The following is a 25201-nucleotide window of genomic DNA, read 5'->3' as shown; positions in this document are numbered from 1 at the left end:
ATCAAGACCGGTCAATATGACATCGTGAAGAGTGACACGCCGGAAGCTATGAGGAAATAGAATGAAAATAAATATCAGCAAGGAAAACAAGCCGTCCTACGAGTGCATGGTTATCGCCGAAACCTCACAGGAGCTTGCTCTGAGGGCTGAAGAGGGTTGGGAAAAGAAGCATCACTGCTATACCGGATTTATATTCTTGACCTTCGCCGTGGAAGCTATGTTTATTTTCTACAGGAAGCAAGCTGACCCAAGCTATGTGAAAAAGGATAAATTAGCACGTCCTGAATTTCATAAAGAGCCCCTTAAATTATGCAGCATGCCAAATATTACGGGGCAACGGGATTAGCAGTTTCTTAGGAGTTGATTTATCGTGAGGGACTCAATTGCTCATGGGGACGCTTACGAATCTTTATTTGAACACTCACTATCTCATACCAAGAGTGGTGATGAGTTAACTAGGGAGGCCTTAGGGGTTCATTCAGAGCAGTTTAGAGCTATTACGTATGACGCCTTAGTGAAGGGCATTGAGGCCGCCAAGCGAATTGATGCTCTAATATGCGACCAAGGTTATCCTCTAAGCCAAAAAGATTATGACGATGAATATAGAACTCACCTGATGCCAGCTTTTGGGGTCAGTGGTGTTTCAACGTGGTGAATCTACAGGGAATGTCAACAAGAATCTCATGCGACTCACTAAAGGGAGATACCCATAATTTATCTTTATCTCAATCTAATTTACCGTGTTCGTAATGCTGTAGCCACTGAGGACCGATTGGAAACCACCTCGACACGCGCCATGCTTTTACCTAGAGCAGCCTTAACGAACATCCCATTAACACGTAACTCACCGTACCTTTCAGGGCGGGTAACAGTAGACACCACACGGGCTTTCAGTGCAGCAAGCTGATTAATGACGTCCTTCTTTAGTGGCGCTAGAAATTGCGATAACAGTGCTGGGTGAGTGAATTGATTACGAGTACGTGCGTTTAAAGACGTAAGCTCACAGGGCGGAAACTCAGAGTAGTACCTTAATGTTATCAATTAGGGGCTTTGAGGACCCATAGATGACCCTGAGTTAGGAGATATTATTGTTAATAAATAATCTCCATCCTAAAGGACAACTTTAGGACCTGAAGATAATCATCAAGAAGAATCCTTATTAATCAAAGGGTCTTGATGACTGCCTTTAGGTTGTCCTGTTGTAGCCTATAACCTTCAGAATTTCTCTTCAGAAATCCATGCGACTCACTAAAGGAAGAGAACCATGAGACCCACTATAGGGAACATCGCAACGCCTCTCCCACCGTTACCATTGAGCAAGGTCCTTTCTGGTCCCTTCACGCACTGCCATTCTCTACTAGTGAGGGCCTTGCTCGATGCATAATGTCTGACCATCAACATCTCCTTATTAGTGTCTCAGGTTCCTCCCGCCTCTGTAACAGCAAGCCTTCTGCATGGCCTCTGTGTCTAACAGGCGGGAATCCTTTTTGATACCAACAAGCGAGACCTCAATGGTCCCTCTAAGTATCATCTAAAGCCTTCACACGGCTAATCATCATCACCATCAAATCAGTCTTTATGTATACGCCTTCATGCCGCTATCAGTTCCCTCGTCGTGGGTCTGGTTGGCTGGTAGTGGGTGTGACATGAGGGCGTAACCATAAGGAATGCCGATTTCATGATTATTAATAAATTATCTGCAAACCAAATCGCGTACCTTAACAGAGCCATGACAGACGGTGAGGGACTCATTGAAATCGGTGAGTTAGCCCGTGGTCTTGGTAAGCAGAAAGGCCATGTTATAAGGAAACTGGAGAAGTCATTTGACGAGTCTTTACTTTCGAAAATGGAAAGTAAGGATATTCAGCTTACTGGCTTCGGTAAGCGTGAGGTTAAAACCTACATGCTGGATTACAAGACCGCTGGCGCAATAGCTATGAGCTACGACCTTCAGTTGGGCTTGGAAGTCCTTAACATTCTTGAGGATTCACTCAATACTATCCAGGTCATGACCTTTGAAGCTGCAAAAGGTAATACCGCAGAGGCCCTCAGGGTGTCCGCTGAATTCGCTGAGAGGCACAGGGCGCGTTTAGAGTACCGTTCGGATGCAACTGAAAAAGAGGACCGTAGCACGGCTCTGAGGCGCTTAGGGCGTAAAGGCCTGTAAGTATGTAACTATTATTTATCAGGTGTAGGAAGATTGAGCCACGGTCCAGTCGACAAGACGTCAGGTTTCCTAATTATCCCTACACGGAGATTTTTAGGCCTGTTGGGCATTGACCTGAATGGTCATTAAGGCCGCTCCATTAACTTAGGCTAAGCGGTGTCTGTTACGCGTTCAGCGATGCCTATAGCGCCCTATGCTTTAATTTTACAAAATTTTATATATTTAATTTCAAACGGCCTTTCTTTCGTCTTTTAGTTGATTATCTGCTCGCAAATTACCTGATCAGTGTCATCAGCATCTATGACGTTTGTTAGCGGCTATGAGCGAAAAGCAGACTTACCGTTTGAAGATAAAGCCTGTCATGGAGTAATGGTTACACTACAAATTAAAAGCTGTCGTGAACAATAGAAAGCGGACTAATCAAATGTCCTTAGCTTCAGTAAAAGCAAAGTTAATAGTTTCTTAAAGGCGTGAGCTTAGCGTTAGCAAACACCAGATATACTCATTGGCTATTATCAATATCTTTCATCGGCCTAAGCGGAAGTATCAAGGCTGCTAGTTAAATCGCAAAAAATGCACAGTTAGCATGATACTCAAAAACTGCGGGCTCGGAATTTGCGCCATTTTTTTGATGTCAATAGGATTTAAGGATAAAAAATAAATAATTTTATTGAGTTTTGCGAGCAAATGTAGATCATGAAAAGTAATGTATGACCACCAACAAAAGAGCAGGGAATAAAATCACATGATTATCAATGAAAGAAGAGTTTTATGTACTACTGAAAAAGGATATACCAATGAAAGAGAAGAACAGATCGGTAAACTAAGAGCTTACTTCGAGGTTTTAGATTCTGGAGAAATAATACCCATCAATTCAGGAGAGTTTTTTTGTGAGACTGAGCAGGTTTTTGTAACAAGCGGATATACAGAAATAAAGAATAAATTTAATGAGGAATTATTTGAAGCTATATGCATACCAACTAGTTTTGAACAAAAGGACGGTAATTGTAAGTATGTAACTAGGGCAAATTCTTGTGAAGAAATAAAAGGTTTGCAGGTTTGTCAAATATTTAATAATGAAATACCATTACCAGATGACTCTAATATTATTGTTAATCAATCTCCTTCAACTAAAACTATAATGCTAGAAAAAGATGAATACCTTTACGGACCATTTGACTTCACAGAAATGTATGATGAGAAAACAAACAAAACAACATTAAGCTTAACCTCGATTACTACCCCCCTTAGTAAGATACCGCAATACCATATAGCAAAGATCCCGATGCATAAATGTATGGCCTATTTATCATCAAAAAAATCTAACGAAATTCGCTTCATTTCTAATATTAAAAAATGTATTGAAAGTGCAGATGAAGAGATTGACTTCATTACAGATGATCAAATAATTTCAACATACGGCAATAAGATCGCACAAAGTTCAGATATTAGAAGTTTTACAAAAGGCACTATAGCTCAAATAAGAAAGCATTATTCATCGCATAAAGAATATAGAGCGTTCCCACAAAGATTCATTAGGCTTTTTCAATGCTTAGAAAAAGCAAGCGCTTGGGACGAAACTAGAGCAGATTTAATACAGAGTTTTTTGTCGACAGATAAAGGGAAGGAAATAATTAGTGATTATATTTCAGAAAATAAAGAGGACTTTTTCAAAAAGGAAAGAGTTGTCTTTCTGGAGCAGCTTGAAAAGGACAATGTAGAATTAAAAAATATAATAGAAGAGCTCAAATCCAAAAAAGAGAGCTTAGAGTCTGATATAAGGAAGAGAACTAAAGAAATAAATGACTTGGATGCGCTTAATGGTTCTAATCTCGCTGGAGCAACTGACGAGCAGAGAAAGAAAATTGAATCGCAAACTCTATATGAGAAAGAAAAACTGGATGTTCTAATCAATGAAATTAAAGCGCTTGAAATAAAACATAAAGCCTTGAAGAAATATGAAAATCTTGAAGTTGAAATCAAAAATCATGAGGATGCAAGAGATAGGGCCAGAGATAAAAGTAAGGAAATGAACGAACAAGTAAATGAAGTAGCAGCCAGGCTAAGAGAAAGCAATGAAATGCTCATTAGCAAGCTCATTAAGCTCAAGCCTGAAGTTGATGCTTTATGTGGACTAAGACCAAACGCGCAAGTTAAAACGCTAGATTATAATGCAGGTCAAAACAAGATATTCATTTCTAATAAGGTTGAAGATATTCGAGAAGAAATAATTGATAATGTATTAGAATCATTAAATACGCAAGGAAGAAAAACAGATTACATTACAGCAGCAAACATTCTGACAACTATTTCACAAAGCCAATTTACCCTATTCAGTGGTTTGCCGGGCACAGGTAAAACTTCACTGGCAAAAATGATTGGAAACTCATTGGGTCTAAAAAATAGATTTTTGAATATACCCATTGCTCGAGGATGGACTTCTTCAAGAGATATTTTGGGTTTTTATAATGCATTATCTCAATCATTCTCTCCCGCTGCAACTGGGTTATATGAGTTAATATCGCATTTAGATGATGAGTTAACAAAGGTTGAAGAGCCTGCCGCGGCAATTGTTTTGTTGGACGAGTTTAACCTTTCACAACCTGAACATTACTTCAGTCCATTTCTAGAAATGTCAGATCCTGAATCAAAAAGAATTTTAGCCACGGGAAATCCAGAAAAACCTTATTTAAAAGTTCCTGAATATCTTCGATTTATTGGTACAATTAATCAAGATGAGTCTGTCCAATCTTTAACCCCTCGATTGATTGACCGAGCTGCTATAATTAATTTTGATAACTTCGACTCTGACTACGACTTGAGTGTAATTGGCGATGACAAAATATTCGATCTGAAAGCTGAAACCGTGGGTGGAAAGGAACTAATTGAAATATTCAAAGCAGATAGTTTAGAGTTACCACAGGATATTGAGAAAACGCTTCAGTCTATTGTTCATTTACTGAGAGAGGATAGGGTAGAATTCGGTTCGCCCATAATTGCTTCCTATAGAAAGATTAAGGCCATTCGCTCCTTCTATAATGTAGCTGGCCCCTTAATGTCCACAGAAAGCCGTTATTTGGCATTGGATTATGCGATTTGCCAACATATTATTCCTTTACTTAATGGTTATGGACAAGGTTTTGGTAAAAGACTTGATAATCTCTTAACTTCGCTCCCTCAAGAAATGGATAAATCCATAAAAACATTAAAGCGCATTCTAGCTGTAGGAAATCAGAATATGTATGCTTATGGATATAACTTATGATTGAATGGCGAGCTTATATAAATGAATTAGATGAGTCAGGAAGCTTAGATCTTATAGCTTGTAATAAAGTTGAGGTAAGGGAGATTGATAGCTTATCATTTGTGATAATCCTAGAACAGGCTGACTTCACTATCTTAGGAGCTCCTTTTATAGTTATAGGTGATATTCCTGTAGCAGTGGTATACGATGGTAATAATGAAAGTGGTGATTACATCTATATATCGAAGGAGCCTTTATCTTCATGGCAATCAAAATACTTTTATAATTTCTTTGGTGAAACCGAAGTTTTTTTATCTTTTGAAAAGAAACGCGTATCGTTTAAGAGCGTAAGATTTGACATTTTGGCAAGAAAAGAAAATGCGATCTTAGCTGAAAAAATGTTAGGTTTTCTCACTGAGAATATGGAAGATGCAGTAGCAATTTGCTTTTCTAGGAGCAAAGCTGGCTCCAAACTGGATGGTGATGAAAATCACCACTTCAATAAGTTAGATATAATACAAAAAGCGATTTTATTCTTTGAAAGATCATTGCCTAGCTTTTCTAAAGAAAATAAGCATTCATTAAAAAATGAGCTTGTTCTAGCTCTTCAAGGTAATCCAACTGGTCCTGATTCTATCTATTGGGCTTTATCAAATTTAGATAAGCTCTCTGCTGCAACGCATGAAAATGTAAACGTGTCTTTTAATAATAGAGGATATTTTTTTGAAAGGCTTCCCAAAGAGGTAAGTGTTAAAGATTATGATTTGTTTGAAAATAGAGTCATAAATCACTTCTTTGCACATGCGGAAAATTTCCTTATTTATTTGATTGGAATGTATAAAGATAAGATAGAATCAAAAGGAACTCATCCTTATTCTGAATTTATCAGATTTGATCATACCATGACAAGATTTTCTGATATGGCAATAAATATAAAAATCAAAGATATAGAAGGGTTAATTTTTCGTATTAAAATGGTTAAGCATAGTTACAGTAAAACTATCCCTTCAAAAACGAATAAATTAACCTTGCCGAGATTAACATCATATGTTGCTAAGAATTCACATTATCGTGAAGCTTTTAGTCTTGTTGAAAGCTGTTATAGATCAAATGCGCCAAAGTTAGATGGTAATAATATTTTATTAGGCCTTAAAAACCTATCAATAATTTATGAAATCTCAAGCTTAATACTTATCCACAAAATAATTTTAAATACATTCAATGTTAATCTTGTACAGCAAGGTTACCGTGAGTACTCTGAAGACTTACCATTTGGAGGCATAGAGAAGAACCGGCCTAACGGCTTCGTTAATAATTATTTCTCTTACTCTAATGAAGAGTATAATATTGAGCTTTTTTATGAGGCAAAAATATATCCTTTAAGCTCAAATAGTCGCACTGGTGACTTTATTGACACCAGCAATAAAATAAGAAATGGTTTTGGGAAGCATCATTTTTGCCCTGACTTTATATTAAAAATAGATTCAAAAAAATGGGGTAGACCTTTAAATTTGATTCTTGATGCTAAATATAAAGACCTAGAGACTATAAAAGATTACGACATCTTGCCTCTTACCAGTAAATATTTACTCAACATACATTCTATCGACAATAAAGGCTTTTTAAAAATATCTCCGATTGATATGTTAATTATTCTCTTTGCTCATCAAAAAAAAGGAAGGGTACTAAGGACTGTCTCTCAGAGGCATTGTATCACTGGAGATAACCCGGTACTGCCGCAATCAACTGGCATTTTCTTTTTTCCAGAAGACACTTATTTACTAGAGGAACACTTACAGAGCCTAATAATTCACATGGATAAAATTTATAAAACTTGAATATTTAGATGAGATTATTGCTAATAATTACGCCCAAGTGGTTTGAGGAGCAATTATTCTTCTCTACAATAATTAACATACTGTGTTGTTTGCAACGCTTTTTTCTGTCAATGAGTGGTCAGCCAGCTAAGTATGTGCCATTAAAATGCGTACCTACGTAGAATTGATTACCTTTGCTGCTAAGGATGTTGATGGTGTCGAAGTGAGCCTACCGCTCATCACTCAATTATCATGGAAAGAGTAGCCAGCGATAAAGTAAGAACCTAAAGGTGTCCCTCAAAGGATGCCTTTAGATCTGCTATTGATAGGTTATAGCAATGGGATGTCAGGTAAGCCAAGGATATTGCTAATGAATACATCCTTCATAGTTATTATGTAGGGCTATTGGTTATAAACCTACTGTTATCCCACTGGCTTGAGGCTGAGGATGGACCTTAATGAAAATTCTACAGAAATTTCTGAGAGGGTATCTAATAGAAGAACTTTACCCAAAAGTCCCCCATAGGCTTCTCAGCGAGTAATAAAGGGGGGACCCATTCGATGTGCGTTAGGTTTGGTCATTGGTAACGAAGGGAAGCCGTTCAAGTGACACAAGGACGCCACAAGGTGATACAAGAAGTGATACAAATGCTTGACTCCTAACCGGGCCTCAGGCCAGACTACAAGCCACTTCAGGCAATCCTATCGCCGCTCCGTTCTTCTGAGACGTCTTGACATGAAGGACTCCGTTAACAATTTAGCATGTCCCTTCGTTTGGACACGGTGTGGTCGTTTATTCTATATGATCGACAGGGTGTGATACGACTCACATTGTAAATGTGATGTTAATTTTTTTATGAGGCGTCTTTATCCAGCCGAAGCGGCTTGTCATAACGCGACTCTTTTAAAGCGTCTTTTACCCTTTTTAGATTTTCACGGAACGGCGTACCGCGCTCCAGTGTAAATCCGGTGGCTAAAACATCGATCACGGTTAACTGCGCCAGGCGTGACACCATCGGCAAATAAACATCAGTATCTTCCGGTACATCAAGCACCAGCGCCAGCGTAGCGTGCTGGGCAAGAGGTGAGTCAGTAGAGGTGATGGCAATCACTGTGGAACCGTTTACACGCGCCAGGCGAGCCAGTTCTACCATATTTTTTGTGCGTCCAGTATGTGAAATGAGAACAAACACTTCGTCCACACGACTATTTATGCAACTCATGCGCTGGATCACAATATCTTCCGACCAGATGACGGGCAAATTAAAGCGCAGAAATTTACTGAATGCGTCATGGGCTACCACAGCAGAAGCACCGAGACCAAAGAACGCCACTTTATGCGCTTTGGTCAGATGCAGCACCGCCTGATGAATTGCGTCCATATCCAACTGATTGCGCACGCGTTGCAAGCCCGCGAGGGCGGAGTCAAAAATCTTATGGCTGTAGCTTTCAACATCGTCGTTCTCTTCGACATCGCGGCTCACCCAGCTGTGACCTTTAGCCAGACTTTGCGCCAGGTGCAGTTTAAAGTCGGGAAAACCGCGCGTACCCAGGCGATGACAAAAACGATTCACCGTGGGTTCACTGACGTCAGCGGCTCGCGCCAGCGTGGCGATGCTGGAATGAATAGCATCCTGTGGCGCAGCAAGAATTTGTTCGGCTACTTTGCGTTCAGATTTGCTTAGCGCAGCCAGCTGCGCCCTGATGTTATCCAGCATATTCATAACCCAATGAGCGTTATCACTTTTATCGATTTCAATTATTGCTGTCGCTCAAAGCAATTAACAGGGAATATAGCGCGTTAGCAATAGCAACGACGCAATGTCGGACAAGTTCGACAGGCTTTTTTTTGACATAATTCACCCCGGATTGGGTTTTGCTCTGACAACATCAGATACAGAAAAAATCAGGTAAAGCGCACGTGACAACACACGCGCAGGCGCAATCCGGTACAGAGTTAACGCTGTTTACCCCAGCGATCCGGTTTACCTGGCTCGGGGAAAAAAGTACATTGTGCTGAAAGAGAATTACAACATGGACCCGGTTGCTGAGGACGCATCGCCACCGGGTTTATCCTGCAACGAGGAGAGGAAAATGGCGGTAACACAAACAGCCCAGGCATGCGATCTGGTGATTTTCGGTGCCAAAGGCGATCTTGCACGCCGTAAACTGTTGCCTTCACTGTATCAGCTGGAAAAAGCGGGTCAGATTCATGAAGAAACTCGCATTATCGGCGTAGGCCGTGCTGAGTGGGATAAAGCGGAATACACCAAAGTCGTTCGTGAAGCGCTCGAAACTTTTATGAAAGAGAAGATTGACGAAGCGCTGTGGGATAAGCTTAGCGGCCGTCTCGATTTCTGTAATCTCGATGTGAATGACACCACGCATTTCCCAAAACTGGGCAAAATGCTCGATCAAAAAAATCGTACCACCATCAATTACTTTGCTATGCCACCCAGCACGTTTGGCGCAATTTGTCAGGGCCTCGGTACCGCTAAACTCAATGCCAAACCCGCTCGCGTTGTGATGGAAAAGCCACTCGGCACTTCTCTGGACACCTCGAAAGAAATCAACGACAGCGTGGGCGAGTATTTTGAAGAGAGCCAGGTTTTCCGTATTGACCATTACCTCGGCAAAGAAACCGTACTCAATCTGCTGGCACTGCGTTTCGCCAACTCTATCTTCGTAAATAACTGGGATAATCGCACAATCGATCACGTGCAGATTACCGTCGCGGAAGAAGTGGGCATCGAAGGACGTTGGGGTTACTTCGACAAAGCGGGTCAGATGCGCGACATGATTCAGAACCACTTGTTGCAGATCCTGACGATGATTGCCATGTCGCCACCTTCTGACCTCAGCGCGGACAGTATTCGCGATGAAAAAGTCAAAGTGTTGCGTTCACTTCGCCGTATCGATCAAACCAACGTACGGGACAAAACCGTACGTGGACAATACACCGCAGGTTTCGTACAAGGTAAAAAAGTGCCGGGTTACCTGGAAGAAGAGGGTGCCAACAAATCCAGCGCCACTGAAACCTTTGTGGCGATTCGCGTAGATATCGATAACTGGCGCTGGGCGGGCGTGCCGTTCTACCTGCGTACCGGTAAGCGTTTGCCAACTAAATGTTCTGAGGTTGTGGTCTATTTCAAAAATCCTGAAATGAACCTGTTTAAAGATTCCTACTCAGAACTGCCACAAAACAAACTGACCATTCGTTTGCAGCCGGATGAAGGTGTGGATATCGAGATTCTGAACAAGGTTCCTGGCCTCGATCACAAGCACAAACTGCAGACAACGAAGTTGGATCTGAGCTACTCCGAAACCTTCAACCAGTCACATCTGGCGGATGCGTATGAACGTTTGCTGCTGGAAACTATGCGCGGCATTCAGGCGCTGTTTGTACGTCGCGATGAGGTGGAAGCAGCGTGGACGTGGGTAGATTCGATTATCGACGCATGGGCGGCCGATGGCGACTCTTCCAAGCCTTATCAGGCGGGAACCTGGGGGCCGGTGGCTTCCGTCGCCATGATTACCCGTGATGGACGCTCGTGGAATGAGTTCGAATAACTAAAACAAGTTGGCCCGCCGCGTGCGGGCCTTTTTGTATCTGGCGTTGCTTCAAATAATTGAACTGGCGTTTCAAAAATCGGTGAGTTCAATGGACGGCCCGGAAGCCAATCATGTATGGTAGTTGCGCTAATTCACAGGGTTGTCAAAGTCGGGCGGCTAAATCCGACATTCTCAAGCAAGGGGAAGTGATGAAAAACTGGAAAACGAGTGCAGAACAGATTCTGAAAACCGGACCTGTTGTCCCGGTTATCGTGGTTAACAAGCTGGAACACGCAGTACCCATGGCGAAAGCGCTGGTGGCGGGCGGTGTGAAAGTATTGGAAGTGACGCTGCGCACGCCTGTCGCGATGGATGCATTACGCGCGATGATCAAAGAAGTGCCAGACGCGATTGTCGGTGCGGGCACCGTGCTCAACACGCAGCAGCTGCAAGAAGTGACCGAAGCGGGCGCTCAGTTTGTTATCAGCCCGGGCATTACCGAATCACTGTTGAAAGCAGCGGTGGATGGCCCGGTTCCCCTGATTCCGGGTATCAGTACCGTCTCTGAATTGATGACTGGCATGGATTATGGTCTGCGCGAATTTAAATTCTTCCCGGCCGAAGCCAATGGCGGCGTGAAAGCGTTACAGGCGATCAGCGGGCCTTTCCCGCAGGTGCGCTTCTGCCCAACTGGCGGCATCTCGCCGGCCAATTATCGTGACTATTTGGCGCTGAAAAGCGTGTTGTGTATTGGCGGTTCATGGCTGGTGCCGAACGATGCGCTGGAAGCTGGTGACTGGGATCGTATTACTCAGTTGGCGCGTGAAGCTGTCGAAGGCGCGAAATAACCGGCGTGCGGTGAGCGCGAAGCTCACCGCATGGCATTAACCCTGAACGGTGATTGACGCCGCGCTGGCCACTGCACGTGCAATCGCCTGATCGGTCGTCTCTCCGCTGGCCAACGCCACACCTAAGCGACGCTGTCCATCAATCTCAGGCTTGCCGAACAGACGAACCTGTAAACCTGCGCCCAGTGCCGCTTCGACATTCACGAATTGAATGTTTTGACTGGTGAGTTGCGGCAGAATAACGGCCGAGGCCGAAGCGCCGTATTGACGAATACCGCCAATCGGTAAACCCAGGAAAGCGCGAACATGCAGGGCGAACTCAGAAAGATCCTGCGAAATCAGCGTGACCATGCCGGTATCGTGCGGGCGCGGTGAAACTTCACTAAACACCACATCATCACCACAAACAAACAGTTCAACGCCAAAAAGGCCATATCCGCCGAGCGCTTTTACCACTTGCTCAGAGATGGCTTGCGCACGCTTCAGCGCCAGTTCGCTCATCTTTTGCGGCTGCCAGGATTCGCGATAATCTCCCTCTTCCTGACGATGCCCAATGGGCGCGCAGAAATGAATGCCATCCACTGCACTGATCGTCAGCAGCGTAATTTCAAAATCAAACTTCACCACACCTTCTACGATCACGCGACCTGCGCCGGCACGGCCGCCTTGCTGCGCGTAATCCCACGCTTTGTCCAGCTGGCTGGCTTCACGAATAAAGCTCTGACCTTTGCCGGATGAACTCATCACCGGCTTAACGATGCAGGGGAAACCGATTTCAGCCGCGGCTGCATTGAAATTGGCCTGGGTATCGGCGAAGCGGTAACTGGACGTTGGCAGTGACAACTCTTCAGCGGCAAGGCGTCTAATGCCTTCGCGATTCATGGTCAGACGTGCGGCACGCGCCGTTGGCACCACGCGCTGACCAAGCTGCTCCAGCTCAACCAACTTTTCGGTGGCGATAGCTTCGATTTCCGGCACCACAAAATCCGGTTTCTCGAGTGCAATTAATGCGGCTAACGCGTCGCCATCCAGCATGTTGATGACGTGGCTACGATGCGCAACGTGCATCGCTGGCGCATCGGCATAACGATCGACGGCAATCACTTCCACACCCAAACGCTGACATTCCAGCGCCACTTCTTTGCCCAGTTCGCCTGAGCCCAACAGCATCACACGCGTTGCAGCAGGGCGCAGCGCAGTTCCGAGAGTCGTCATAAATTCACCTAAGCAGTCAAAATGCGCGCGCAGTATAAACGAAAACGTTTGCGTACTCATCCTTCTCTGTTGTCTGCACGCTTTTTCCTTACTTTTCTCGCTCTGACGTTTCCTGACATCCTGGTTGTCAGGATGGGGAGCTAACAACACGATCAGGAGTGGATGATGAATAACTGGTTGCAACAAATTCAGTCGGTATTGGCGAAGAAAAGTGGAAGCGGAAAATCGTCTGGCGGATTAAGCGACATGCTGGCCCCCGGCGCGTTGGGAGGCTTAGCGACGATGTTGATCGCCAGCAAGTCGTCACGCAAGCTGCTCACCAAATATGGCGGAAAAGCACTGCTGCTTGGCGGGGGTGCCGCAGCGGGAGTGGTATTGTGGAATAAGTACAAACAGCGCATACGCGAATCCCATCAGGACGAGCCTGGCTTTGGTACGGCGCAGACGCCGGTTGATCTTCGCGCTGAGCGGCTGGTTACCGCGCTGGTCTTTGCTGCAAAAAGTGACGGCCATATTGACGAGCAGGAGCGCGCAGCCATCGAACAAAATATTCACCAATCAGGTTATGGTCAGGATGCAGAGCGTTTGATTCAGCAGGCGATGAATCGTCCGCTTGATCCTCAATGGTTGGCAGCGGAGGTGAAAAATGAAGAAGAGGCGTTGGAACTCTACTTTCTCAGCTGTGCGGCGATCGATGTTGACCATTTTATGGAGAAAAGTTATCTGTCGGCATTGGGTGATGCACTGAAGATTCCCCAGGATGTTCGCGATGATATTCAAAAAGATATTGCTGAGGAAAAAGCCCGCTTACCAGCCAGCTAATCTGCCTCTGGCGACAAAAAATGGCCTGTCACCGCTCCGTTTACATGTCTTCGCTTGGCATCTTCGGTCAGAGATGCCACGCTTACAGATCATTACTTTCACGGAGACGGATGTCATGAAAGCACCCATTGCGAAAAAAATTCCTCATGAAATGTCGCTGCATGGTGAAACGCGCGTCGATAATTATTATTGGTTGCGCGATGACAAACGTGAAAACAGCGAAGTGCTCGATTATCTGCGAGCAGAAAATAATTACGGCAAGAAAATCATGGCTTCGCAGCAGCCGCTGCAAGATCGGATTCTTAAAGAGATCATTGGCCGCTTGCCACCGCAGGACCATTCAGTGCCTTACGTAAAAAATGGCTATCGCTACCAAAGTCGTTACGAAAGCGGCAATGAATACGCAGCCTATTATCGGCAGCCCGCCAGCAGTGATCCTGACGATGAGTGGACGCTATTACTCGACGCCAATCAGCGTGCTTCCCACAGTGATTTTTACACGATGGGCGCGTTACACATCAGTCCAGACAATAAAGTCATGGCGCTGGCAGAAGATTTTCTTTCGCGGCGTCAATACGGCATTCGCTTTCGCAACCTGCAAAGCGGCAGTTGGTATCCTGAAGTGCTGACAAATGCCTCTTCCAGCTTCGCCTGGGGCAATGATTCGCGTACGGTTTATTATGTGCAAAAACATGCACAAACTTTGCTCTCGTATCAGGTGTGGCGACATGAGCTGGGTACGCCACAGGCGCATGACCAGTTAGTTTACGAAGAGAAAGATGATACGTTTCATCTCAGCGTACATAAAACCACCTCGAAGCAATTTATTCTGATCGTGCTTTACAGCACTACAACCAGCGAAATTCAGTTAATAAATGCTAATTTCCCTGATGCCCAGCCGCAGGTGTTTTTGCCACGCCGCAAAGATCATGAGTACAGTCTTGATCACTACGATCATCAGTTCTTCATTCGATCAAATCGAGACGGCAAAAACTTTGGTTTGTACCGCACACGTTATCTTGCGGAGTCGCGCTGGGAGACCATTATTCCAGCACGCGACCATGTTGTGATGGAAGATTTTCAGCTCTTCACCGACTGGCTGGTGGTAGAAGAGCGGCAACGCGGTTTAACCAGTTTGCGTCAGATCAACTGGGCAAGCGGTGAAACCAGCGGTATCGCCTTTGACGATCCCACTTATGTGACCTGGCTGGCGTACAATCCAACGCCGCGTACCAGTAAACTGCGTTATGGCTACTCATCCATGACCACGCCAACCACGCTGTTTGAGCTGGATATGGATACTGGCGAGCGTCGTATTCTTAAACAAAGCGCCGTCAGCAACTTCAATGCAGACGATTATAAAAGTGAACATCATTGGATTACTGTCAGTGATGGCACTGAAGTGCCGGTATCGCTGGTGTATAACCGTAAACACTATCAGCCCGGCCAAAATCCGATGCTGGTCTATGGCTACGGCGCTTATGGCAGCAACATGGACGCAGATTTCAGTGTCAGCCGCCTGAGCCTGCTGGATCGTGGATTTGTCTATGCGCTGGTGCAGGTGCGTGGCGGCGGTGAACTGGGGCAGCAATGGTACGACGGTGGGCGTTTACTGAATAAGATGAACAGCTTCACTGATTTCATTGATGTTACTGATGCGCTAGTCAAACGCGGATTCGCCCATCCTGAGCGACTCTTCGCCATGGGCGGCAGCGCAGGGGGATTATTAATGGGCGCGGTAATCAACCTGGCGCCTCAGCGTTTCCATGGTGTGGTCGCGCAGGTGCCTTTTGTGGATGTAATCACCACCATGCTTGATGAATCGATCCCGCTGACTACCGGTGAATATGATGAGTGGGGCAACCCCAACGATGCGGAGTATTATCGCTACATTCGACAATACAGCCCGTATGATAACGTTGAGGCAAAAGCTTATCCGCATCTGCTGGTCACCACCGGCCTGCATGATTCCCAGGTGCAATATTGGGAACCTGCAAAGTGGGTCGCAAAGCTCAGAGAGCTGAAAACTGACAATAACCTGCTATTGCTCTGTACCGATATGGATTCCGGTCACGGCGGTAAATCGGGCCGTTATAAAGCTTATGAAGGCGTGGCGATGGAGCTGACCTTCATTATCGCGCTAGCGCAGGGCAGCTTGCCCGAAGCACACGATTACTGAGCCTGACTGAGATATTTACGCAGCGCCTGCCGCAACGGTGGGCGCAAATCTTTGACGTTATCCAGCATCCATTTTAAATATCCCGGATCTTTCCTCGCTATCACTGCCACGGCTTGCCCACGATATTTGCCAAACGGCAACACATCGCCTGACTGCTCTGCAGGCTGACAGCGCTGCATCATTTGCGCCGCATCCCAGCCAGAGGCTTCCATAATGCGAATCAACAGCGCAGCAGTGACATAACAGTCATAAAGCGCACGGTGTGCATGCAACTCAGCAGGTGGCGTCACCTCAAGTTTCAAACTGTGGCGCAGCGCCTGATTACCATATTTGATGCCAGGCCACAGCTGACGCGCCAGTGTCATCGTACAAATCCATTCGCCATGCATTTCCGGCAACATGCGGCGATCAAAACTGGCATTGTGTGCGACGTAAAACGGGCTGCCATGATAGCGATCAATCGCTTGCTCAATGGTCGGTTTTCCGATCACCATCGCTTCGGTAATGCGATGCACAGCCATAGCCTGGCGACTGATGGGGCGATCGGGTGAGATTAAATCGCTCATTGGATTAACGATCTGCCCATCGATCACGTCCACCGACGCAACTTCGACAACCCCGCCCTGTAAGCCGCAGGTTTCGGTATCAATCACTCGCAACATAATTATTTCTGCTTCGGTTCGTAGGGCAGGCGAGACAGGCTCAATGAGGCTTGGCGGTAATGCATTAACCGCTGACGAAACCAGTCACGCAGCGCTTCAGGCTGTTCGTTCGCCACCATTTCGGCCACGACTGGCATGTTATAACGCTCTTTGAACGCCACGCCGGCAGCGGCTAAATCGACGTTCACTTTGTCTTTCTCTTCCTGCGAAAGCAGGGCAAGGTTCTGACTCATGGGGTTCTCCTGATGATGTCGGGCAAAAGTAATGTTTTCCCCGGTTTGAATCAAGGGTAAAGGATCGCACTGCTGGTCTCGACACCCTAAAAACAGCAGCGTATCCTTGCGCCACGTTTGCCGTGTCAGTTGCATTTAAAAGGATGATCTCATGCAGAAAACCCGTGTTTCGCGAGTAGTAATCTCACTGATTGCTACCAGCGCGCTAGCCTTTAGCCAGTTTGCGTCCGCACATGCACATCTTCAGTCATCCGTGCCCGCAGCCAAAGCCGACGTGACGCACTCAACGAAATCGCTGACACTGACCTTTACGGAAGATGTCGAAGCCGCATTTAGCGGCGTTGAGATCGTCGATGCGCAACAGAAACCTGTCGCCAGCGAGAAGACGAAGCGCGATGCTAAGCAGCACGATCGTCTGGTTGTTGAACTCGCTCAGCCGCTTCCGGCAGGCCATTATCAGGTGAACTGGCATGTGTTGTCGGTTGATGGTCATAAAACCAAAGGCAGCTACCGCTTTAACGTGAACTGATCGGTGACAACGTTGTGGGTTTTGCTGCGCATGTTGCATTTTATCGCCGTGATGGTACTGACGGGTAGCGCATTTTACACGGTCTTGCTGGCACCTGCGCGCTATCGCCATGCGCTGGCGGGACATTTGCATCGCGTGTTGCAGTGTAGCGTCTGGCTGGCTTTAACAAGCGCGCTGGCGATGCTGGCAGCACAAAACGTGTTGATGAGCGGCGACTGGCATAATCTCAGCGACGTCGATATTTGGTTAGCCGTGTTCGATACGCGGTTTGGTGCGGTATGGCAATGGGAAATCCTGTTTGGGCTGGGCGGATGTTTCACGTTGCTGCTGCGTGGCCGCGTTCGTCAGCAAGCTTTGCTGTTGTTCGGCATTTTACAGTTGTTATGCCTGGCGTTGATTGGTCACGCCGCCATGCACGATGGCGTTGCAGGCATGTTGCAGCAGATAAATCACGCGCTACATTTGATAGCTTCAAGTTTTTGGGCTGGTGGACTGCTTCCACTGTTACTGCTAATGCGAGAAGCACGGCGAATTGATTATCGAACTGATGCCATCCGTACCATGATGCGATTTTCTCGTTATGGTCATCTCGCGGTGGCATTGGCATTGATAACGGGACTGATTAACAGCCTGGTAATTGCTGGCTGGCCGCTGATCTGGCGCGATAATATCTACGTCACGCTGTTGCTGTGCAAAGTGGCATTGGTGACAATAATGGTGCTGGTGGCCTTAATAAACCGTTACTGGCTGGTACCACGTTTTCGCCTGGCGGGCAGCGGTACGCAGCAAAAATTTATTCGCATGACGCAGCTCGAATTGCTGTTGGCATGCGGGGTGGTTGGACTGGTTAGCGTATTTGCTACGCTTTCACCAGCCTGAATGTGAACAAAACGAATGTGTACAAGGTAGGCTATTTTGTTGAAGAAAGTGATTCCCGCAATCCTGTTGTTCTCTGTCTGCGGCCAGGCGCTGGCGGCTCAAATCATTACCGTTAGCCGCTTTGAGATCGGCAAAGATAAGTGGCCCTTTAACCGCGAAGAAGTGATGTTGACCTGTGAGAAAGATGGCTCGCTTTTCGCCATAAACCCCAGCACTCTGATGCAGTATCCGCTTAACGATCTTGCTGATGCACAATTCAAAGCGGGGCAGGTGAAAGCCCAACCCATCAGCGTGATTCAAACCGAAGATAAAGCCAATCCAGGCAACATGATGAGCTTGCAGCCTATTGTTGATCGTGCTCAGGCGCTGTGCGGTAAGTAAATTCTCAGGGTGCAGCGTTGCGTTGCACCCGTTTCATGCACTTTTCTGCCGTCCGGATCACAAACTGATCCGCTTTCTGCCCCTCACAGCCCGGTCGGCTGGAAAATCTACCACTCTGTTCTAATCTTAAGATGCAAGGCGAAACCGCCTTCATTAATGCCAACTTTTAGCGCACGGCTCCTCGAGAGCCATTTCCCTGGACCGAATATAGGAATCGTATTCGGTCTTTTTTTGCCTGTTTGATTTAGAACGACTTTATTTCAGTGGTAACGAAATTTCCCGAATTTTTCCCGAAAACACCATATTCGATTCAAACCATCACATATTCCTACCCACGTGAATCAAGATACTTTTTGGTCATAGAAAGGTTCTTGTGTCCGAATAACCTATAAGCATCCTCCTCAGGATAATACGCTCTGAGCTTCCCTGTTATCGAGAACTGTTCCGGGAGTTTGACATTAAGAACGCGGTAGTCTTTTTAATATTTAAGTTTAAATTTCAATTGATTGTGTGCTTTTCCTAAGCTCGCAAATTTCATTTTGTTCGGGAATGACAGGAGATGTCTTGAGTGTTTTGCTCCGTCACTCTTCACGAAATTACTTAATCCATCACGTCATTGTGGAAAGGCCAATATCTATAGCGCTGGCTGCATCTGCAACGGTGTAGTTTTGTTCAACAACCAATTGAGAGGATTCGCGTTTGATCTCTGCGCTGAAATCTCTTTTTTCATTAGTGCACCTGTAAAGTTCTGAGGTGAGCAGATCACCTCTGTTCAGATGGCAAAATTCAGTGTGCAACTACAGATGCAAACGAGGCGGACATGAGAATGGAATAGGCACTTTTAAATCATCCGGACACGCCAAAGGAAGGAAAGGTACCAGATGAGGGTAATGACGTTTAAAATATAGAAGGAATAGCCTCTCCAATGAGAGGCTTATTAATACTAATTTTATTATTTAGCGCTAGCTATAACAGAAGGTAAACTACTGCCGAGGAATTTGGCTCCAGACTTTGTCAAATGTGCAGCGTCAAAGAAAATCGGCTGTAAGTCATCAGTTAAAACATGGCAACTATCAGCGCTAGGGCAGGTCAGGCTCATCATATTGACATATGTAACGCCTGAAACCTTCATGATTGAATTATTGATTCTGTCTGATTCTCTGTTTCTAAATTTGGTCGCGTAGGTTTCAACGCCACTTAATCTTCCAAAAGAGTTAATGAGATCCACACTGCTCTGCGATAGAACCTTATTTCCGAAAAGATAGATTTTAGCTTTGGTTTTTCTTGAGATTTCATCAATTGAATATTGAATCTTAGATAATGAATATGGCTCCCACTTCATTGCAATAAAAATCTTGTCAGCCTTGTCTAATATTCCTTCTAATAAAAGGTCATCCATTTGTTTATCGCAAATCTTTGCTATATGAGGGAATTGCATTATTTGCTTATTTTCTTTACTCCAGTATTCCGGCCTTTCTGCAACTTTAATGTATGGCGCGCCACATTTATATAAAATAGTTCGTGCAACTACATCATACTTCTCAATTACCCCTGACTCAGTCAGCATATTTATAATATCAGCAGATTGAGAGTCTCCTAAAATTAGCAACCTCGTTTTTCCATTATTATCAAAATCTTTCTTCTTGGCGAGCGACTCTTGGTTACTCCAAACATATCTCTCTGCTTGATGCTTATCAAAATCATTAACATTCTGAATTTGTTGAGGCAATCGCCACACCCACCCTTTGTCAGCCCAACTCCTTGCAGAAGGAACCATAACCACCATTGCTGCACATGAACATGCTAGGCAGAAAGCAGGGCCAGAAACCCTGAAAGTATTCGGATTTCGAAGCGGTTTTTCAATGAACCTGTGCATGGGAACTGCTATGGCGAATGAAAAGAGTGTCAGCAATAGTCCACTTGAACCAGAGAACTCCTTCACTAATATATACTGTGCAAATACCATTACTGGCCAGTGAATAAGATAAAGAGAATAGCTGATTTCCCCTATATAACTGACAGGCCGCAGAAATAGTGCTTTAGCCATTAATGTCTTGTCACCAGACAGTATGATTAGCATTGCGCCAAGTACCGGCGTTAAGGCATTCACCCCTGGGAAAATTGTGTTGGCTGAGTAAGCAAAAATGGGATAGGAAACCAAGGCTATCCCAGCCGTGAATAAAAACGTATGCGCACGATCAATCTTATTAAATAACTGTGAGCGCCTAAATAAGAAAACTAATCCGCCCGCTATAAACTCATAAAAACGATACTGAGTCAGATAGTAAGCACCGGTCGAATCATTATTGATAGCATAAATCGATAGAGCAAACCCGGCGCAGGTGATAGCTAATGCACCCACAGACACCGCGCCTTTGCCGAATCTTGCCAATATCAGTAGCAATGCTGGCCAGATTAAATAGAACTGCAATTCAACACTTAATGACCAAGTATGCAAAAGTGGTTTAAGTATTGATGCAGAATCGAAGTAGTCAGCACTCATCCAGAAAAATATGTTTGATATTCCGAATAATGCGAAAACAGTGGAGCCGGACATCTTTTCGAAATCAATTGGCGAAAAGACTAAGAAAGCGACGATGTAGGATATAGCGATGGTACTTAATAGGGCCGGAAAAAGCCTTCTCGCTCTCCTTATATAAAAGTCAGAAAAGCTGAATTTATGATGTGAATCGTCCTTTAAAATTCCGCCGGTTATTAAATAACCACTGATAACAAAAAATACATCAACCCCGACAAAGCCGCCAGTAAAAGGCCAGACAGCAAAGTGATATAGCATTACCGAAATTACCGCGATCGCACGAAGGCCATCAATGTCACCACGGTAAGCTTTTACCGTCTTTGCGTTATCAACATCACTCAACATTACTTAATCCATTTTGTGTGGCTTTTTAGCCTTTATCTGATTGAACGCTCTGCGGGGCCTGATTATAGGATAGTTTCCTTTACACAATCCATATGAAACCTAACAAATTCCTTATCATTGCAACACTTTCAAAAATCGGTCTCGACCACCCTAATCGAATTCACCGATCGACATTGCTGTGTATATATACAGTTTTTATCGGCGGAGGATATCATGGCTCGAAGAAACGACGTAGGTACAGCATTCCGGCAGGCAATAGAGTTAGGCGGGGAGAGCGGCAGACGCTTATTACCACTGCATTCCAGAGAAAGCTTGTGAGATTAATCAGGTCTGGACGCTACAGGAGTGCAATCACTGGATTGCATATTATCTGTCGGACTTCATGGAGCTGATTACGGACAATCCGCATAACCGCACCTGGACTCTAAGCAACATGGGCTTTGTGAGGTAGGTATGGGATTCGTATCACCTGCACAGGATTACATTGAGTCGCGGCTCGACCTTAACCAGCTGTTAGTGATTCAACCAACTGCTACGTTGCTCACTGCAAGCGATGAAGGATTCGTACTCATTGACCGGACGCTACCGGTAAAAATAGGTGACAAGATCGCGTATAACTTTTTGGGCGAAGCGGCGAGCGGGAGATTTATGTATCAGACCATCATCACTGAAGAGGGTGAGGCGATAGAGGGAGAGTCACTGGAGGATGTGACTATAGTGTTGCCACAAAAAAAGAGGTGCTTTTGTTATTTAACTGACTGATTCATAGTAAAAAATTCTTACACCGCAAGCGGAAATCTTATTCGTTCGTTTTTTGTTCAGTATTTGGCATTAATGACTTATCGTAAATTAACGAGTTAAACCCCCCATCTTGTTACTCTCTGTTCTACTCTGCTGGAATCTGTGCCGCCACTTTATCGCCATTATTCTTAGCCATTAACGCCAATGGATTACAGCGAATTGCATCTTCCAAATGATCAGGTGCGAAGTGGGCATACCGCATTGTTACCCTGATGTCTGAATGTCCCAGGATGCGTTGCAGAAAGATGATATTTCCCCCGGCCATCATAAAGTGACTGGCAAAGCTGTGATCTAGAGTGTGGCTCATATTGCCATCAGGTAACTCAATGCCTGCCGGACGAATGACGCGATAAAACTGGCGATAACGCTCAGCAAAAAACAATGTCTTTACCTTGAAGCTCTTTATCCAACGCATCGACTACCGGCACCGTGCATCTCTTTTTCCCCACGGTATTAATGAAACTGATTTTTTGGGCGATAACTGCGATGCCTTTAAGCTGGCGCTTAACTCCAGCGGCAACCGGTTGAGGCTTGATAATCAGCGAATAATCGGGGTTGCAGTGAACCGAACAAGCTGCAAAGAGTTTTTAAATTTATGCCTCGGTCAGCGTGATGATAATAGATATCTGATGCAATCCATTTTGAAGGTGTGTTCAGTGTGTCAAGCCAGGCGGGATGGTGCATGAGTTAGAGTTTTGTTGGTTAGAGAGTGAACGCAAATGAAACCTACAGAACCTGACAGATATCGTTTTTCTTTGGCTATTAAGTTTCAGATGATATAAATGCACCTTCTTTACACTATCAAAACGATAAAATTACAAACAGAGCTGCTTATATGAAATCTAATTTACTGAGAAGCGTGCAAGCTCTCAGAGGCCTGGCTGCATTAAGTGTCATGTTTTTCCATTTCCGATGGAATTTGAACAGTACTTATCCGGGAATAGGAGACATGCTATTTGGCTGGGGTGCAACTGGGGTGGATTTGTTTTTTTTGATTAGTGGATTTGTAATTACTCTGTCAGCTAAAAAAGCTGTTCCGGGTGTTCGCGGCGCTTTAAATTTTCTTAAAGGCCGTGCCTTACGTATATTACCCGCATACTATATCATTTTGTTAATTACCTTTTTCTTGTCCGGTGCTATGAGCACATTTCATTATCCTGATAAAACGCTTAATTTTATCAGCGCTCTAATTTTTCAACCTATTTATCAATATAATGGGCCTTTCTATCTAGATGACAGTGGTATGTATGGTATTCGCTGGACTCTCAACTATGAACTCTATTTTTACATAATTGTTGGGCTGTTAATTGCTGTGCCATTTCGTAAGCTGACTACTTGGCTATTCTTTTTTGCAACACTTATTGTAATACCTCTGGTTGGGTTTAATTCTTTTACTTTTTCACCTGAAGGTTATCAAACAGGAGTAGCGCAGCTAAATTTTGTGACAAATCCAATGATATTCCTTTTTATTGCAGGTGTGTTCATTGGCCTGCTTTATCCGCTGCTTAGCCGGTTAAACGGGGTAATGATGGTATGTTTACTTGCAGCATCATTTACAATGACTTTTGTTTTATTTCGTAATGGTATGTTTGTTGGTCACGGACTGCTTAGTTCTGGCTGGCTTTATTTTCTGATTTTGATGACAGCCATTGGTTCTGAAAAAATAATCGGGAAATACATTCCTGAATTCTTAATTAGGCTTGGCGATATCTCTTATTCTCTTTACCTGATACACACACTAATGAATACCGGCATTGGTAAAAGATTTGGAAGTATCGGAATTGAAGATGGTTTGTCAAGGTTCTTCATCTCATGTGTTCTTTCTCTGATTTTGGCCTGGCTTTCATGGCGTTTTATTGAAAAGCCTTTTCTTTCAATGCACAGGATAAAAAGCCAGCAAGAACAACCGCAAACAGCTTAACATTTTATATAGATTGCCTTTCTCATAAGGAAGGCAATTTTATTGTCGAAGAAGCCTATTAACTTCCCCATAACCTCTTAATATTTTCCCATTTTAAAGACAGTCGAAAACACCTCCGGCTCAGCGTCGATAATTGCTATCTACTAAATTCTCGCAAGAGAGGGCGTTTCACATCATTGGGGTTGCACCGGCCCATAATATTTGGAGCACGTGAAGTGACGATTGCTTGCACGGTTTGAAGGTGTTTGATTAAGCGTCGGCCTGTCTTCATCGGTAATGCTGCCGAGCAACTGCTGCGTCTGCCACGGCTGCGTTTTGCCATTGGCTTCGCTGAAGCGTGCTGCCTTATCTGCTTCTCAAGTAAGTGATAAGCGCGGTTCATCGCTGCAATCTGAGCCTTCTTTTCGGCATTGAGTCGATTACGGCGGTGAAATTTTTCATAGGTAGGATAAAGTTTGCAATGGCTTTGGTCTGTTCAACATGCGTAACCAGAGCGAGTTTAGCAACGCGATGGTTGCCAGTGCTTTGTTAGCGATAAGCTGAGCAGGCTCGCCGTCGTTGTACAGGCGCTCTTATGAGCTGAACTAAAAAAAACCGCCTCAGTGGGCGGCGGCTGTTTCGAGTGAAATAATTAACTTAACATCGTCGGCTGCCAGTGATTTATAGCAGCTATGACTTCACTCTCATTTAATGGCGCATTATGGGCGATAAGATATTGTGCTGGGCCATAGGAGAATACCGTTAATTCATAAGGCTCATTATCGAGCGTAATGCTGTCAGGAAAATCAGGAACACCTTCATACTTTTGGAGGGTGACTAAAGGTTCTGGTTTACCTTTAAATATCAACATGTCATGTTTCATTTTCCTTACTCCTTGTTATGCAGCGTGCCTAACTACTTATTATAGAATTACAGTGAGATGTTGCGCGCTGTGAGAATTACCGGTAATAAACGTCTCGATATCACAAGATCATTACGTATTTTGTTCTGCTGTTCACATAATCCCGCACATATCACTGAATCATTTGCCGTCCAAGGACTTTATCGACGACCAAAACTTACCTAAG

At 44.7% G+C, this 25201-nt stretch carries 19 protein-coding genes and 1 pseudogene; 12 read left to right on the top strand and 8 right to left on the bottom strand.

Annotation, left to right across the window (positions count from 1 at the left end; all coding sequences use genetic code 11):
* The first annotated feature begins 61 nt into the window (after positions 1 to 61).
* The 4 genes from ACF2G4_RS06605 to ACF2G4_RS06590 all read left to right on the top strand — a co-directional run bounded on the left by ACF2G4_RS06605 (position 62) and on the right by ACF2G4_RS06590 (position 7249).
* Positions 62 to 346, top strand: coding sequence for a hypothetical protein (locus tag ACF2G4_RS06605; protein WP_409075726.1), 285 nt, complete (start codon positions 62 to 64; stop codon positions 344 to 346).
* Between the two features lie 1332 nt (positions 347 to 1678).
* Positions 1679 to 2167 carry a hypothetical protein gene (locus tag ACF2G4_RS06600; RefSeq protein WP_409075725.1) on the top strand — a complete coding sequence of 163 codons (489 nt, stop codon included), beginning with the start codon at positions 1679 to 1681 and terminating at the stop codon, positions 2165 to 2167.
* 745 nt (positions 2168 to 2912) lie between these two features.
* Positions 2913 to 5432: an AAA family ATPase gene (locus tag ACF2G4_RS06595; RefSeq protein ID WP_409075724.1), complete on the top strand. Its 2520-nt coding sequence runs from the start codon at positions 2913 to 2915 to the stop codon at positions 5430 to 5432.
* Positions 5429 to 7249: a hypothetical protein gene (locus ACF2G4_RS06590; RefSeq protein WP_409075723.1), complete on the top strand. Its 1821-nt coding sequence runs from the start codon at positions 5429 to 5431 to the stop codon at positions 7247 to 7249. Before ACF2G4_RS06595 ends, ACF2G4_RS06590 begins: the two co-directional genes overlap by 4 nt.
* 833 nt (positions 7250 to 8082) lie before the next feature.
* On the opposite strand, the gene ACF2G4_RS06585 is transcribed toward ACF2G4_RS06590, so the two are convergent.
* Complete coding sequence (locus tag ACF2G4_RS06585; RefSeq protein ID WP_409075722.1) at positions 8083 to 8952, bottom strand: MurR/RpiR family transcriptional regulator; 870 nt, start codon at positions 8950 to 8952, stop codon at positions 8083 to 8085.
* A 370-nt stretch (positions 8953 to 9322) separates the two neighbouring features.
* Between ACF2G4_RS06585 and zwf the strand changes: the two genes are divergently transcribed.
* The gene (gene zwf / locus ACF2G4_RS06580) at positions 9323 to 10798 is read left to right on the top strand and encodes a glucose-6-phosphate dehydrogenase (protein WP_243077772.1); all 1476 of its coding nucleotides are present in this window, start codon (positions 9323 to 9325) and stop codon (positions 10796 to 10798) included.
* 191 nt (positions 10799 to 10989) lie between these two features.
* Positions 10990 to 11628: a bifunctional 4-hydroxy-2-oxoglutarate aldolase/2-dehydro-3-deoxy-phosphogluconate aldolase gene (locus ACF2G4_RS06575; protein WP_215846609.1), complete on the top strand. Its 639-nt coding sequence runs from the start codon at positions 10990 to 10992 to the stop codon at positions 11626 to 11628.
* 36 nt (positions 11629 to 11664) lie between these two features.
* Here the strand turns inward: ACF2G4_RS06575 and purT are convergent, their stop codons facing one another.
* Positions 11665 to 12843, bottom strand: coding sequence for a formate-dependent phosphoribosylglycinamide formyltransferase (gene purT / locus ACF2G4_RS06570; RefSeq protein ID WP_243077773.1), 1179 nt, complete (start codon positions 12841 to 12843; stop codon positions 11665 to 11667).
* A 165-nt stretch (positions 12844 to 13008) separates the two neighbouring features.
* Here purT and ACF2G4_RS06565 point away from each other — a divergent pair, with 165 nt between their 5' ends.
* Together ACF2G4_RS06565 and ACF2G4_RS06560 are read left to right on the top strand one after the other, a co-directional pair.
* Positions 13009 to 13665, top strand: coding sequence for a tellurite resistance TerB family protein (locus tag ACF2G4_RS06565; protein WP_409075956.1), 657 nt, complete (start codon positions 13009 to 13011; stop codon positions 13663 to 13665).
* A gap of 115 nt (positions 13666 to 13780) precedes the next feature.
* The gene (locus ACF2G4_RS06560; protein WP_409075721.1) at positions 13781 to 15844 is read left to right on the top strand and encodes a prolyl oligopeptidase family serine peptidase; all 2064 of its coding nucleotides are present in this window, start codon (positions 13781 to 13783) and stop codon (positions 15842 to 15844) included.
* Here ACF2G4_RS06560 and exoX read toward each other — a convergent pair.
* Entirely contained in the window at positions 15838 to 16506 is a 669-nt protein-coding gene (exoX, locus tag ACF2G4_RS06555) for an exodeoxyribonuclease X (protein ID WP_243077775.1), read from the bottom strand. The two genes, ACF2G4_RS06560 and exoX, sit on opposite strands and share 7 nt — an antisense overlap.
* Positions 16507 to 16508: 2 nt before the next feature.
* The gene (locus tag ACF2G4_RS06550) at positions 16509 to 16739 is read right to left on the bottom strand and encodes a DNA polymerase III subunit theta (RefSeq protein ID WP_215846612.1); all 231 of its coding nucleotides are present in this window, start codon (positions 16737 to 16739) and stop codon (positions 16509 to 16511) included.
* 151 nt (positions 16740 to 16890) lie between these two features.
* On the opposite strand from ACF2G4_RS06550, the gene copC reads away from it, so the two are divergent.
* The 3 genes from copC to ACF2G4_RS06535 are packed head-to-tail and all read left to right on the top strand — an operon-like array spanning position 16891 to position 18528.
* Positions 16891 to 17268: a copper homeostasis periplasmic binding protein CopC gene (gene copC / locus ACF2G4_RS06545; RefSeq protein WP_409075720.1), complete on the top strand. Its 378-nt coding sequence runs from the start codon at positions 16891 to 16893 to the stop codon at positions 17266 to 17268.
* A 3-nt stretch (positions 17269 to 17271) separates the two neighbouring features.
* Positions 17272 to 18147: a copper homeostasis membrane protein CopD gene (gene copD / locus ACF2G4_RS06540; protein ID WP_409075719.1), complete on the top strand. Its 876-nt coding sequence runs from the start codon at positions 17272 to 17274 to the stop codon at positions 18145 to 18147.
* Positions 18148 to 18180: 33 nt separating this feature from the next.
* Positions 18181 to 18528, top strand: a complete 348-nt coding sequence (locus ACF2G4_RS06535) for a YebY family protein (protein WP_215848264.1) — start codon at positions 18181 to 18183, stop codon at positions 18526 to 18528.
* 376 nt (positions 18529 to 18904) lie between these two features.
* Here ACF2G4_RS06535 and ACF2G4_RS06530 read toward each other — a convergent pair.
* The 3 genes and pseudogenes from ACF2G4_RS06530 to ACF2G4_RS06520 all read right to left on the bottom strand — a co-directional run.
* A pseudogene (locus ACF2G4_RS06530) lies at positions 18905 to 19289 on the bottom strand (transposase); the annotation flags it as partial.
* 191 nt (positions 19290 to 19480) lie between these two features.
* Complete coding sequence (locus ACF2G4_RS06525; protein ID WP_409075718.1) at positions 19481 to 21412, bottom strand: acyltransferase family protein; 1932 nt, start codon at positions 21410 to 21412, stop codon at positions 19481 to 19483.
* A gap of 886 nt (positions 21413 to 22298) precedes the next feature.
* Positions 22299 to 22595 (bottom strand): tyrosine-type recombinase/integrase, encoded by a 297-nt coding sequence (locus ACF2G4_RS06520; protein WP_409075717.1) that lies wholly within the window; start codon positions 22593 to 22595, stop codon positions 22299 to 22301.
* Positions 22596 to 23048: 453 nt separating this feature from the next.
* Here ACF2G4_RS06520 and ACF2G4_RS06515 point away from each other — a divergent pair, with 453 nt between their 5' ends.
* On the top strand, positions 23049 to 24134 hold the full coding sequence (locus tag ACF2G4_RS06515; protein ID WP_332627073.1) for an acyltransferase: 1086 nt from the start codon (positions 23049 to 23051) through the stop codon (positions 24132 to 24134).
* Positions 24135 to 24765: 631 nt separating this feature from the next.
* Here the strand turns inward: ACF2G4_RS06515 and ACF2G4_RS06510 are convergent.
* Positions 24766 to 24996 carry a hypothetical protein gene (locus ACF2G4_RS06510; protein WP_243077777.1) on the bottom strand — a complete coding sequence of 77 codons (231 nt, stop codon included), beginning with the start codon at positions 24994 to 24996 and terminating at the stop codon, positions 24766 to 24768.
* Between the last annotated feature and the right edge of the window lie 205 nt (positions 24997 to 25201).

Source organism: Pantoea phytostimulans (assembly GCF_046118715.1).
GTDB lineage: Bacteria > Pseudomonadota > Gammaproteobacteria > Enterobacterales > Enterobacteriaceae > Pantoea > Pantoea phytostimulans.
Note: the sequence above shows the minus strand (reverse complement) of the source record. Positions and strands in the feature narration are given on the sequence as shown.